This is a genomic window from Acidiferrobacter sp. SPIII_3 (assembly GCF_003184265.1).
Classification (GTDB): Bacteria; Pseudomonadota; Gammaproteobacteria; order Acidiferrobacterales; family Acidiferrobacteraceae; genus Acidiferrobacter.
This window is the reverse complement of sequence record NZ_CP027663.1, coordinates 2,012,073-2,025,095: the sequence shown is the minus strand read 5'-3', so window position 1 is coordinate 2,025,095 and position 13,023 is coordinate 2,012,073. Positions and strand designations below refer to the sequence as shown.

General features: G+C 63.2%; 11 protein-coding genes. 6 read left to right on the top strand and 5 right to left on the bottom strand.

The features are described 5' to 3' along the window. Positions 1-155: 155 nt before the first annotated feature. A complete protein-coding gene (ppk1, locus tag C4901_RS10220; protein ID WP_110137240.1) occupies positions 156-2,225 on the bottom strand; it encodes a polyphosphate kinase 1 in 2,070 nt (689 codons plus the stop codon). Positions 2,226-2,558: 333 nt separating this feature from the next. Between ppk1 and C4901_RS10215 the strand changes: the two genes are divergently transcribed. The 6 genes from C4901_RS10215 (at position 2,559) to hflX (ending at position 8,452) form a co-directional block, all read left to right on the top strand. Beyond that, positions 2,559-3,137 (top strand): cytochrome P460 family protein, encoded by a 579-nt coding sequence (locus C4901_RS10215; protein ID WP_205735936.1) that lies wholly within the window; start codon positions 2,559-2,561, stop codon positions 3,135-3,137. A 118-nt stretch (positions 3,138-3,255) separates the two neighbouring features. Beyond that, positions 3,256-4,354, top strand: a protein-coding gene (gene prfB / locus C4901_RS10210; protein WP_110138611.1) for a peptide chain release factor 2 whose coding sequence is annotated in 2 segments (ribosomal slippage) — positions 3,256-3,330 and positions 3,332-4,354 — 1,098 coding nt in all. Because the reading frame shifts where the segments join, the coding sequence is not laid out codon by codon here. 14 nt (positions 4,355-4,368) lie between these two features. Further along, positions 4,369-5,874, top strand: a complete 1,506-nt coding sequence (lysS, locus tag C4901_RS10205) for a lysine--tRNA ligase (protein WP_110138610.1) — start codon at positions 4,369-4,371, stop codon at positions 5,872-5,874. Then, positions 5,871-6,806, top strand: coding sequence for a tRNA (adenosine(37)-N6)-dimethylallyltransferase MiaA (gene miaA / locus C4901_RS10200; RefSeq protein ID WP_110137239.1), 936 nt, complete (start codon positions 5,871-5,873; stop codon positions 6,804-6,806). The genes lysS and miaA overlap by 4 nt, the downstream gene beginning before the upstream one ends. A gap of 52 nt (positions 6,807-6,858) precedes the next feature. Further along, a complete protein-coding gene (hfq, locus tag C4901_RS10195; protein WP_110137238.1) occupies positions 6,859-7,119 on the top strand; it encodes an RNA chaperone Hfq in 261 nt (86 codons plus the stop codon). 43 nt (positions 7,120-7,162) lie between these two features. Beyond that, positions 7,163-8,452 carry a ribosome rescue GTPase HflX gene (gene hflX / locus C4901_RS10190; RefSeq protein WP_110137237.1) on the top strand — a complete coding sequence of 430 codons (1,290 nt, stop codon included), beginning with the start codon at positions 7,163-7,165 and terminating at the stop codon, positions 8,450-8,452. A 463-nt stretch (positions 8,453-8,915) separates the two neighbouring features. On the opposite strand, the gene C4901_RS10185 is transcribed toward hflX, so the two are convergent. From C4901_RS10185 to C4901_RS10170, 4 genes are all read right to left on the bottom strand, one after another. Then, positions 8,916-9,332, bottom strand: coding sequence for a c-type cytochrome (locus C4901_RS10185; RefSeq protein ID WP_110137236.1), 417 nt, complete (start codon positions 9,330-9,332; stop codon positions 8,916-8,918). Then, positions 9,329-10,444: a copper-containing nitrite reductase gene (gene nirK / locus C4901_RS10180; RefSeq protein WP_205735935.1), complete on the bottom strand. Its 1,116-nt coding sequence runs from the start codon at positions 10,442-10,444 to the stop codon at positions 9,329-9,331. The genes C4901_RS10185 and nirK overlap by 4 nt, the downstream gene beginning before the upstream one ends. A 717-nt stretch (positions 10,445-11,161) precedes the next feature. Next, positions 11,162-11,425 carry a hypothetical protein gene (locus C4901_RS10175; protein WP_110137235.1) on the bottom strand — a complete coding sequence of 88 codons (264 nt, stop codon included), beginning with the start codon at positions 11,423-11,425 and terminating at the stop codon, positions 11,162-11,164. Positions 11,426-11,504: 79 nt separating this feature from the next. Continuing rightward, positions 11,505-13,001, bottom strand: coding sequence for a PQQ-binding-like beta-propeller repeat protein (locus tag C4901_RS10170; RefSeq protein WP_110137234.1), 1,497 nt, complete (start codon positions 12,999-13,001; stop codon positions 11,505-11,507). Positions 13,002-13,023 lie beyond the last annotated feature (22 nt).

The following is a 13,023-nucleotide window of genomic DNA, read 5'->3' as shown; positions in this document are numbered from 1 at the left end:
GGAATCGGGTGGCCCGGTCTGCGGCCTCGTCGGTTGGCGCCAGGTTGCGGTGGGCCGTGCTCATGGTACGAAGAGGCGGTTGTGGGTGGCCTGAAAGCCCGGATACGGCCGGATGCCCCCTGGCACCCGGCTGATTCGCGGTACGCCGGCCGTCCTCAGCCTTGCTCGGCGAACTCCGCCAGCAGTTCTGCCTGCACGTCTCGCGCGTTGCCTTTATAGGGGCGAGACCTGCGGTATTGGCCGTCGACCTGCAGGATCCAGGCGTGAGTATTGTCCTTTAGGTAGCGCTTCAGGTCGCGTACGAGGCGATCGCGCAGCCGTGGCGATTGGATCGGAAAGGCCACCTCGACCCGCCGGAAGAAATTACGCTCCATCCAGTCGGCGCTCGCCAGATAGACTTCCGGTTGATTCCCGTTGGCAAAGTAATAGATGCGGCTATGTTCGAGGAACCGGCCTATCACGGACCGTACTTGGATATTGTCCGAGACGCCGGCGACGCCGGGTCGCAGACAGCATATGCCGCGCACGATGAGCTGAATGCGGACGCCATCGATGGAGGCGCGATATAAAGCCTGAATGATCTCGGGTTCGGTCAGGGCGTTCACCTTCAGCATGATGCGCGCACGGCGGCCGGCCAGCGCGTGCGCTCGCTCGCGGTCGATCAGGGCCAGCATCTGGGTATGCAAGGTAAACGGACTTTGTATGAGGCGATGCAGCGGCATGATACTGCCAAGGCTCGTAAGTTGCAGGAAGACCTGATTCACATCCTTGCCGATTTCCGGGCGACACGTGAAATAGCCGTAGTCGGTATAGGCCTTGGCGGTGCGTAGATGGTAGTTGCCCGTGCCGAGATGGACATAGCGGCGCAGGACGCCGGCCTCGCGGCGCACTATGAGCGCCATTTTCGCGTGGGTCTTGAAGCCCACGATGCCATACAAGACGTGGGCTCCGGCCTCCTGGAGCTTGTTGGCGAGGGCAATATTGGCGGCCTCGTCGAAGCGCGCGCGCAGCTCGATCACAACAGTCACCTCTTTGCCGGCCTGCGCGGCCGCGACCAAGGCATCCGCGATAAGGGAATCCGGGCCTGATCGATACATGGTTTGCTTGATGGCAAGCACCAGTGGGTCGGCGGCCGCCTGTTGGATGAAGTCGACGACCGGCAGGAAGGATTCGAACGGGTGATGCACAAGGAGGTCAGCGTGGCGGATGGCGGCAAACAAGTCGGCCCCTGATGCCAGCGTCCGCGGTACTCCGGGAACGAAGCCCGGATATTTCAGGTCCGGACGCTCGATGCGATCATAGATCTCGCCCAGGCGGTTCAGGTTCACGGGGCCGTTTACGGCATAGAGATCCTCGGCCTCGAGCTCGAACTGGCGCAGCAGAAACCCGCTGGTGGCGTCCGGGCATTCGCGCGAAACCTCGAGACGTACCGCATCACCGTAGCGGCGCGAGGCGATCTCGCCTTGCACGGCGCGCAGGATATCATCGATCTCATCGTCGTCGATGAAAAGATCGCTGTTGCGGGTCACCCGGAATTGATAACAGCCGAGCACCGCCATGCCCGGGAACAGCCGATCCACATAGGCGTGAATCACCGATGACAGGAGCACGAATTCGTGGCTCTGATGATCGGTGCGGGGGAGCGCAATGACGCGCGCGAGCGCGCGTGGCGCCTGGACTATGGCCATCCCGCCGTGACGGCCAAAGGCATCGCGACCCTCGAGTGAGACGATGAAGTTCAGGCTTTTGTTCAGTATTCGGGGGAAAGGGTGCGCGGGATCGAGCCCTAGAGGGCTCAGGATCGGCAAAAGCTCCTCCTCGAAATGGCGGCGCAGCCAGGCGTCCTGGGCCTCGGTCCAACTGTCGCGCTTAATGATATGAATGCGCGCCGCGGCCAGCTCCGGAATCAGGATTTCATTTAGGACCCGGTATTGCTCGGAGACGAGGTCCAGGGTCTCTTCGCGCACCGCTCGCAGGGTTTCGGTGGCGGTCTTGTCGTCGGGCGCGAGCGCGGTTCCGACGATCTTGGCGCGTTGCTGGAGCCCGGCCACGCGCACCTCGAAGAACTCGTCGAGATTAGTGCTCGATATGCACAAAAACCGCAGTCGTTCGAGGAGTGGCAGGCGGTCATCCTTGGCCTGTTCCAGGACCCGCCGGTTGAAGGCAAGTACGCTCAACTCCCTGTTGATGTACAGGGACGGGTTCTTTAAGTCGATGTCGGTCACGGCGCGTGCGCGGTTATGGGCCGCCCGCCCAGGTCGAGAATGCTCACGGGTGGTTCCGCTATCTTGGCGACAGAAGGCCGACAGGGTCGGCAGATCAATGCCTGCATATTAGCATGGTTCGTGTCAGGGCCGCGCGCGCTATGGTCGGGCCCGGGAAAGACCGTGGCCGCAACCTTAAGGATTGCGTCTGTAGGGATTATGCTGGCATAAAGAAGAGTGATGATAAAAGCCCGTAAGAAAGGCACAAACCGGCGCCGGGAGGGCGTCGCGTCCGTTGACAGGGGTGGGTTGCCGCGTGATGATGGGCGGGGCATAAACCACAGGAGCGTCCCAATGTCAATATACAATAAGAAAGGGTGGGCGGGTATCGCGTGCGCCGGCCTACTGGTTCCGCTGCTTGCCTCCGCCGCTGACAAGGCCCCCACGCCCGCCGCGCTTTTCAAGGAAGTCCGTGCACTCGAGAACGGCGGCGGCTTGCTGCCAGGGAGCCATTTGTGGATGCATGGCTCGCGGATGGCCGATTACTACACCATCGACCGGGCCAACGCGATCGCGGTGAAGGCCGCGGCGCACGGTGTCCGGAATGTGACGCGCTTCCCGGCCGGAAGCCTTTATATCAAGGAAAATTTCGATATCCATAAGGTCTTGAAGACGGTAACGGCGATGCTGAAGGTACCGGGTTATGATAGTGCTGATCGCGACTGGGTCATGGCCGCTTACAAGCCCGACGGCCGCGTCATCGCCTATGGGCGCGTGGACAGCTGCATCTCGTGTCATGCGATCGCCGCCAAGACGGATTTCACGTTCCCATCCGGAACCAACCTGCCGATAGCGACCGTGGAGAAGTTCTTCCCGGGCCAGCCGATCTCGCCTGTCTATCGTGCCGCGCTCGCGCGACAGGGGCATCCTTAAAGGCGCATACGGCGGATGCGCCTTTAATAAGGGGGCCGATAGCAGGGCTGGGCCGGCGTCGCGCCCTCGTTTTTCCGCAGCGGTTCGGGTATTCTGCCGGATTTTTGGAGAGGCCGTGGTGGAAGATCAGGGGAGTATAGAGCAGGCGCTGCGCGAGCTTCGCGAGCGCACGGCCGCCCTTCGGGGGTATCTTTGACATCGATGCCCGGGAAGAGCGCCTAGCCGAGGTCGAACGCGAGCTTCTGGACCAGCAGGTATGGGCCGACAAGGTGCGAGCTCAGGAGCTCGGGCGCGAGCGGGCACGGCTGGCCGAGACCGTGGGTGCCATTCGTGCGCTTGAGGCGGGCCTTGGCGAGGCCATGGAGCTCTTTGCCATGGCGCGCGCCGAGGGGGATCGGGCCACCGAGGAGGCGATCGCAGGCGATGTAGCGGGCCTTAGGACGCGTCTCGAGACCCTCGAGTTCCAGCGGATGTTTCCGGGTGAGATGGACCCGGCCAACGCCTTTCTCGATATCCAATCGGGATCGGGCGGGACCGAGGCCCAGGATTGGGCGGAGATGCTGTTGCGGATGTATCTGCGCTACGGCGAGCGTCGCGGTTTCGCGACCGAGATCGTCGAGGTCTCAGCCGGCGAGGTGGCCGGGATCAAGAGCGCCACGATCAAGTACGCCGGATCCTACGCCTTTGGGCATCTGCGTACGGAGACCGGAGTCCATAGACTGGTGCGCAAATCGCCGTTTGACTCCGGCAATCGCCGACACACTTCGTTTGCGTCGGTGTTCGTCTACCCCGAGATCGATGACGATATCGATATCGAGATCAATCCCGCCGACCTCAGGATCGATACTTACCGGGCGAGTGGTGCCGGCGGCCAGCACGTGAACCGCACCGATTCCGCGGTGCGTATCACCCATGGCCCAAGCGGCATTGTGGTGCAATGCCAGACCGACCGCTCACAGCACAAAAACCGGTCGCAGGCCATGAAGATGTTGAAGGCCCGGCTCTACGAACTCGAGATGCAAAAGAAGCGTGAGGCGCAGGAGCGGCTCGAGGAGAGCAAGTCGGATATTGGCTGGGGCAGCCAGATCCGTTCTTATGTCCTGGACCAGTCGCGCATCAAGGACCTGCGCACCGGCGTCGAGATCGCGAATACCCAGGCGGTTTTGGACGGTGATCTGGATCGATTCATCGAGGCGAGCTTAAAGAGCGGACTGTGAAGGGAGGGGTAGGTGTGAGTGAAGGGCGAGACGACAACGAGATCACGGGAGACGAAGACCGCCATATCGCACTGCGCCGCGAGAAGCTCTCGGCGTGGCGAGCGGAGGGCAGCGCCTATCCCAACGACTTTCGCCCCAATCGCCAGGCCGGCCCGTTGCTGGCCGATTATCGGGACGCCCCCGAGGAGGTGTTGGCTACCGTCGGCGAATTGCGTCTGGGCGGGCGGATCATGACCAAGCGAGTCATGGGGCGCGCCAGTTTCTGCCACATCCAGGACGCGACCGGGCGCATCCAGGTATTTGTCGAGCGTGACATGCTGGGTTCGGCCTACGAGGCCTTCAAGCGATGGGACCTTGGGGACATCATTGGCGTGACCGGGCGGTTGTTCCGGACGAAGACCGGGGAGTTGAGCGTGCGCGCGGCGCATCTGCGGCTGCTCGTCAAAAGCTTGCGACCTTTGCCCGAGAAGTTCCACGGGCTCACCGATCAGGAAACCCGCTACCGCAAACGCTATCTCGACCTTATCGTAAACCCCGAGACGCGTCTGGTCTTCGAGCGGCGCGAGCGCATCGTTGCCTATCTGCGCGCGTTTCTTAAAGGGCGCGGGTTCAGTGAAGTCGAGACACCGATGATGCAGCCGCTCGCCGGGGGCGCGACCGCACGACCGTTCGTGACCCACCACAATGCGCTCGACATCCCGTTGTTTCTGCGCATCGCGCCCGAACTCTACCTAAAGCGGCTGGTAGTCGGCGGTTTCGAGCGCGTTTTCGAGATCAATCGTAATTTCCGCAACGAGGGCTTGAGCACGCGTCATAACCCCGAATTCACGATGGTTGAATTCTATCAAGCCTATGCCGACTATCGCGACCTGATGGACATGACAGAGGTCTTGTTGCGCGGGATGTGCGAGGAGGTGTTGGGGACATCCACGCTCACCTATCAGGGAGAGTGCTACGACTTGGGGGCGCCGTTTGCGCGCTGGACGGTCGAGGAGGTGATTCGCCGCCATCATCCGGATGCCCCGTCCGACCTGCGTGATGTCTCGGCGCTGCGGGCGTTTCTGGTCGCCAAGGGGTTACCGGAGGAGCCCGGTCTCGAGGCCGGCGGGTTGCAGATGGCGATCTTCGAGAAGACCATCGAAGGGCATTTGTTGCAGCCGACGTTCATAACGGCGTATCCGGCGGAGGTCTCGCCGCTTGCGCGACGCAACGACTCCGACGCGTTCGTGACCGACCGCTTTGAGCTGTTCGTTGGAGGTCGGGAGATCGCCAACGGTTTCTCGGAGTTGAATGATCCCGAGGATCAGGCGCGGCGCTTCAGGCGTCAGGTCGAGCGGCGTGGGGATGGCGACGAAGAGGCCATGCACTATGATGCCGATTATATCGAGGCGCTGGAATACGGCATGCCGCCCACGGCCGGCGAGGGGATCGGTATCGACCGCCTGGTCATGTTGTTCACGGACGCCCCGAGCATTCGCGACGTAATCCTGTTTCCGCATATGCGCCCTCAGGGTTCATGACCGCTATCCCTGTCGTGTTCCTCATGGGGCCGACAGGGGCGGGCAAGACCGCCACTGTTTTTGCGTTGAGCCGGCTCCTGGCCATCGAGGTCATCAGCGTCGATGCCGCACAGATCTACCGCGGACTCGATATCGGTACGGCCAAACCCACCCTTGGTGAACGCCGCGTCCTGCCGCACGGTCTCATAGATATTCGCGGTGTCGCGGAAAGCTATTCGGCGGCGGCATTTTGTCAGGACGCGCGGCGCGCGATAGATGCCGCGCTCCGCCGTCGGCGTGTCCCGGTTCTGGTCGGGGGCAGCAGTTTTTATTTCCGGGCGCTGGAACACGGATTGCCCGACATCCCCGCGAGCGACGCAATGATGCGCGCGGCGCTGATGGCGGAGCTTGGCGCCAAAGGCCTGCCGGCGCTCTATGCGGAACTCGTCGAGCGCGATCCGCGACGGGCCTTGGCCATCGCGCCCACCGACCCGCAGAGGATCGTGCGCGCGCTCGAGATCGTCCGTGCGTTGGGGCGCGTACCGGAGGTCGGGGAGACACCGCGGGGGCGCTATGCATGGCTCAAGTTCGCCGTGGCCCCGCGCGAGCGCGCGGAACTTCATCGCCGTATCGGGCTGCGCTTTCGGCGCATGCTCGTGCGCGGTCTCATAGAGGAGGCGGCCTGGTTATTCGGACAGGGGTTGCCGGCGGAGGCCCCGGCGCTGCGGCTCGTGGGTTATCGCCAGGTCGGAGAATACCTGCGGGACAAAATCCCGTATAATGACCTCGTCGAGCAGGGCAGCGCCGCCACCCGGCAGCTGGCCAAGCGTCAACTGACCTGGTTGCGGGCGGATCCGGCCGTGCGATGGCTGGACGGGGAGGGTCCCCGGGCGCCCGAGACCTGCGCGACGATTATACGGGATGTGATCGATGCCATAGGATATGGCTTATGACGCAAACCGCCAGGCGCCTCAGTAACGGTAATATAAGAACAGGAGAACTGTCATGAGTCAGCATAGAGGGCAGGCTTTACAAGACCCTTATTTGAATGTTCTGCGCAAGGAACATGTGCCGGTTTCGGTCTTTTTGGTGAACGGCATCAAGTTGCAGGGGCAAATCGAGTCCTTCGACCAGTTTGTGGTCTTATTGAAGAATACCGTGAGTCAGATGATCTACAAGCATGCCATCTCCACGGTGGTGCCCAGTCGTCCGGTCAAGTTTACATTTGATATGGACGAGACGGACAAGGGGGTAGGCAACGAATAAACGGCAGAGTCTCGGCGAGGCCGCGGGCCGCGAGCGCACCGTCCTGGTGCATTTGCGGCTGGCGGACGCCGAGGAGCAGGAGGATCTCGAGGAGCTGCGGCTGCTTGCGCTGTCGGCGGGCGCGGAGATCGTCGGGGTCGTGGAGGGCGCGCGCCAACAGCCGGATAGCGCGACCTATGTCGGTTCGGGCAAGGCGGAGGAGGTGCGCGCGCTGGTTGCCGCGACCGGCGCGGAGCTGGTGGTGGTGAATGCCGCCTTGTCGCCCGGACAGGAGCGCAATCTGGAGAAGGCGGTCGAGGCCCGCGTGCTGGATCGCACCGGCCTCATACTCGACATCTTTGCACAGCGCGCCCATTCCCATGAAGGCAAACTCCAGGTTCAGCTGGCCCAGCTCGAGCACCTGTCGACCCGGCTTGTCCGCGGATGGACGCACCTCGAGCGCCAGAAGGGCGGTATAGGACTGCGCGGACCGGGCGAGACCCAGCTTGAGAGCGACCGGCGCATGATCGGTGAGCGCATCCGGGTGCTGCATAAGCGCCTCGATAAGGTGCGCCGGCAACGCCTGATGCGTCGTCGGGCGCGGCTGCGCTCCGTGGTCCCCACGGTCTCTCTGGTCGGCTATACCAACGCCGGCAAGTCCTCGCTCTTCAATATCCTGACCGGGGCGGGCGTCTATGCCGCCGATCGCCTGTTTGCGACCCTGGACCCGACGATGCGGCGCGTGGAGCTTCCCGGGGCCGGCGCCATGATCCTCGCCGATACCGTAGGCTTCATTCGTCACCTTCCGCACGGTCTGGTCGCGGCGTTTCGGTCGACCCTGGAGGAGGTGCAGTTTGCCGATCTCCTGCTGCACGTGGTTGATGCGAGCCACCCGGATCATCACGCCTATGAGGAGCAAGTCAATCGCGTGTTGGCCGAGATCGGTGCCGAGGATGTACCACGGCTCATGGTCATGAACAAGATCGATGCGATCGGAGATCAGCCAAGGGTCGAGGCCGATGGGTTCGGGCAGGCGCGACGGGTCTTCGTCTCCGCACACACCGGCGCAGGCCTCGACGGACTTTTAGATGCCATCCACCAGCGGCTGGGGCCACGGCAGGTCCAAGCCGTGATCCGCATCCCGCTCCGCGAGGGTCGTCTGCGATCACGCCTCTATGGGGCGGGGACTGTGCTGAGCGAAGCGGTCGAAGGCGATATGTTGCTCATGACGCTTACCATGTCGCGCGAGGCGGGACGGTGGATTGCCGCCGAGCAGGGCGTGGAGGTGACGTTCATGGCCTCCGGTGAGCAAGAGCAGGACAAGGTCGGCTTGGGACACATCCAGGAGGTTTGAAACCCCATCCAGGAAGGGGTCCCGACGCCTGGCGTTGCGGGCCGCGGAGGAGCGATGGTGCCGCGAGCAGGCCGAGGCGCGACCGCGTGCTTACGGGGGCGCGGCACAATGGCATGAATCAGGGTAGGGGCGCGTCGCGGTATTTCTTGTCACGGTATTTCGTGTGGTGGCGTAGCGCCACGGGTACACGCCCCTTCGCGTACCCTATCCATGATGTCGCCTGTCTCGTCTGACCCGTCGCGTATGGTCGGTTGGCACGGCATGCCAAGTGTGCCGGGACACGGGCACCAGCGGCCTCACGGGGTTCGCCCATATCTGTGCCGAGCCCCTCTTAGCTACCGGCGATCGAGCGTGTCCTCACCTTCCAGGCGGCGGCCGACATCGCCCTATCATAGCGGCCCCCAACGCCTTGGGCCCCAAGCACAGCTGCGGGGTCGCGATCGGGTGGGCGGCTCCGGGCCGCTTACGGGGCCGGCGGCTTTACGGGTGACTGCTTCAGCACCCATCGGACCATGCCCTCGGCCTGGGTCATCGACAGATTCGGATGCGGGATCATGGGCGTATTGTAGGTCCAGGGGGCCCAATACCCGGTCCCTCCCGTAATGACCTTGCGGGCCAGATGCTGGAGCGTGCCAGGTTGGGCTCGGTAATGGTATGCGACCCACGAGAACGCCGGACCGATCTTGCGGCTGTGGACCGCATGACATGTAAAGCAGCCGGCCTGTGTCATCAGCGCGCGCTCGTGGCGCATGGTGCCGTGGGTGACGACTACCGCGGCGAGCGCCGACAGGATGAGGGCCATGGTCAGCTTTCTGGTGATGGGCATGGTGTGCGCGACCGCGGCATGGACAGGGGGTGATGGATAACGACAGGTTTTCATAGTGGGCGTTTTCCTCGGGCTTGAAAAAGTTCAGGATTGCCGCGTCCCGCGGCATGGATGACGGCAAGACATCCTTGATGAACGACGCGCGTCAGCGCGTGATCGACGAGCTTGATGTCGGCGGCCACGGGAAAGCGAAGTGTCGCCACGGTCGCCGATCCCGGTGGCACGGGATAGGTCTGCACGAAGTGCAGGGGTTTGTTCGCCAGGGCCCCTTCCGGCCATAACTCATGCCAGACATTGCCGATCGGATGGAAGCTGCAGGAAAGATTGGGGCCGCCCACGACGAAATAGATGCGCGCCGTGGATCCCGTCCGGACCTGCATGGCGCCATAGCGTTGGGCCGTAAGTCCATGTGCCGCACCGTTTATCACCACGTAGGTCGGTTGTTCCCGCAGCATGGCGCCGATGTCGAAGTGATGCCGGCCGGGCAGACCCGCGGGCTTATCCGTATAGATCTCGTTCTGGCCCAGGTAAAACTCGTAGTCCACTCGCGGTAGTCCGGCCTTGGGCTCCACGAGGATCATGCCGAACATGCCGGAACTTATGTGCATGTCCATGTTGGAGACCGCGCAATGGTATATGAAGGCCCCGGGGTAGGTGGCGCGAAAGCGCAGACGCGCCTCCTCCCCGGGCTCCGTCCAGGTCGCAAGGGCGCCGCCGCCAGGGCCCATGACCGCGTGAAAATCCACGTTATGCGCCTCGGTATTGGTTTTGGGGTTGCGGAATGTGAGGTCGATGGTGTCGCCCTCGCGTACCCGGATGAACGGACCAGGCACCTGGCCATTGTAGGTCATGAACCGAAACAAGACCCCCGGCTCGATCTCGGCCATGACCTCGCGCGCCTCCAACATTACCGGCACGACTGCGGGCCGTCTGCGGATTATCGACGGCGGAATATGAGTCGGATCGGCGGCCACGCGCTTAGGAATCCCCGACGCCTGCGCGAGGCGTGGAACGCCTATGATAGCGCCAGCATCTGCCGTTGGCGTGAGTCCGGCTAGGGAAGCGACGCCCATAGCGGTCGTGGTGTATTGAAGGAAGCGCCTGCGGCCTATGGCGCGCACCCCTTCTTGTTCGCCCGTCCCGCGATTTGTGGTTTTTGTCACCATAGGCACTCCTTATGAGGATGGGCGGTAACCGCGACCGTTACCACGGTGGATGTGTCATGGTGTTACGGCGTCACCGGCATGACCACCATAGTATTTGGGACTTTCCCATATGTAGAGACCCTTATATTGAGGATAATCAATTTCTGTCGCGTAGCTTGTCATCAGGGCGGAATTATGGAAATTGCATCGGTGGGCCACCAGGCCGCTTGTGACGCAGGGATGTCAGGCCAGTGTGCGGGTCGGGAACGTGAGCCGAGCGGATGCAGGGCGGGTCTGTGACGTCGGCGGAATCCCTGATCGGCGGCGCGCGCGGCCCAGGCCGGACGTTCCATGGAGGGCGCCGCGGGTGACCTGGGAGACCGGCAAGGGCAGGGCAATGTTGGGGGGGGGGGGGGTCATGGCGGGGCCTGGATCGGGCGCCCGCGGGGTGTCCGCGGATAGCGGTTGCGCGCCTCGCCATTACCGGCGGCCGGGCCTGTCCGCCGGCCGTACCCATGCCGGGAGGCGGCCAGGGCCCCGTGCGGATGATGCGATAGCGATGATGGGCAGGTCGTGTTCCGCGATGATGGGCGGCCGTTGCGTCGATGGACCGCGCCGTGGTGGTTCCTGGAACCGATCACGGCCGGTCACCGTCGGCGGTGTTTTTCCCGGCGTTTGAGGGCCGGCCTTCTTGAGGGCGCCGGCCACGACCCCGCCTTTCTCGGTTGACCGGCCGGCTCAGTCGCCGTGGCGACCATGCTTGTTGATGGCCTGGGAATGACCCCAATCGGCGATCGATGACACGCGTACCCCAACCCACCAATAATCACCTATGCTGTCCTGGCTGTGGCCGCCGATCAATTCGTACCCATCGTCGATACGGACGCGGTCGAGGTAATCCTCGGCATCCTTGCGATGGCGAAAGAGCGACCAGTTGACGGCATTGTCGAGCGGACTGCGGCTGGGCACCTCGTGGTCGTTTTCCAGGATCTCGCGGGTCATGACCGATCCCCCTTTTCACTTGAGCACCAGATGGCTATCAGTATAGACGATGAGGGCAGGGTGGCGCCTCACCCCAAGGTCAGGGCGACAGCTGGCGGTGGATTGGCTTATGCGCGACCACGGCCGAGACCGGCACGGCCATGATCCAATCCCAGGAATTGTCGAGATAGATCGTGCCGCCGACGATCACGGGATTGACGATGCCGAAACGCCCGCCGAGATACTTCTGCCCGATCAGGCGTCCCGTATGGGCATTCAAGACGAACAGGCGTGGTCCGGTACTGATGAACAGTTTGCCATCGGAATAGGTGGCCGGCCCGCGGCCGGCGCCGGCTGCTCCCGCCTTTGGGATGTGCCAAGTCCACAGGACCTTGCCGCTATGGAGGTCGTAGGCCTGATAGATATTGTCCACCGGCGTGCCTACATAGACGGTGTTTCCGTGGATCATCGGCACCCCGCCCTTGAACGCCGGGGGCTTGGGGCCTAGGCCCATGGCGTGCGTCCAGAGCACATGCCCATCCTCGGCATTGTAGGCGCGCACGATGGTCGTCATGGTGGTACGTCCGCCGTGTGACGGGACGACCGCCACGGCATCCATTACGACGACGCCGTGGGCCACGGCGGGCGAGACGTCTCCCAGCCCCGTTTTCGTGGCACGCCGGATCGAGGCCTTCCACACGATGTGGCCATTCTCGGCCGACAGACAGTAGAGGTAAGGAACGACCGACAAGGCGACGTAGACGTGCCCATGGTAGACGGCCGGGTCCGACATGTTGGCGATGCCGCCGGCACGCTTCACCCAGATCTGGTGACCGGTTTGCGCATTGATGGCGTAGATGTCGCCGGAGCCCGTGTCGATAAAGAGGCGGTTGCCGGCAATCGCCGGCGTCGGCATCGTTGCGCCCATGGTCCCGAAATGCCACAGCAGCTTTCCCGTGATGCGGTCGAGGGCGTAGACCCCGTTGTAGCTCACGCCCGCCCCGCGCGCCGCGGTTTTTTGCGAGTACCGTTGAACATTCGAAAAATTGAAGCCGACATTGCCGACCGTCAGATACACGACATGACCGGAGATGAGCGGGTCGCCCATGAAAGTGTTGCCAACAGGGCTCGTACGCCATATGAGCCGTCCCGTGCGGGCGTTCAGGGCATAGGCGAATTCATCGTCGCTTTCTGCGTAAATGATGCCGTCGACCGCGGAAACACCGAGCGCGTTCCCATAGAATTGGGTCATGGTGGCGAGCGCCAGCCGGTCTCCATAGACTTTGGCACCGAACGGCTTATGGCGGGACAGAGGCCAGGCGCGGGCCTCGGCATAGCGCCATGTGACGCCGTTTTTCAGCCATGCCGGCGCCGAGGGGCCCACGGGATAGGCCGAGTCGTGGCGGGCGTTGCCGTAGGCGTGCGTCCAAGCACGCGGGAATCCGGCCTGAGCCGCCGGGGGCGGCAGGTTGCGGGGATGAAAGACGCGCGCATAGGGCCCGTGTTGCGATCCTGGGACGAGCGCGGCCGTGGCGATCAACGGACCTGCGAATAAGGTGGCGGCCACGCCCATGAGCCGCGGCAAGATATCCGGCATAGGTATCCTCCATGACACGCGG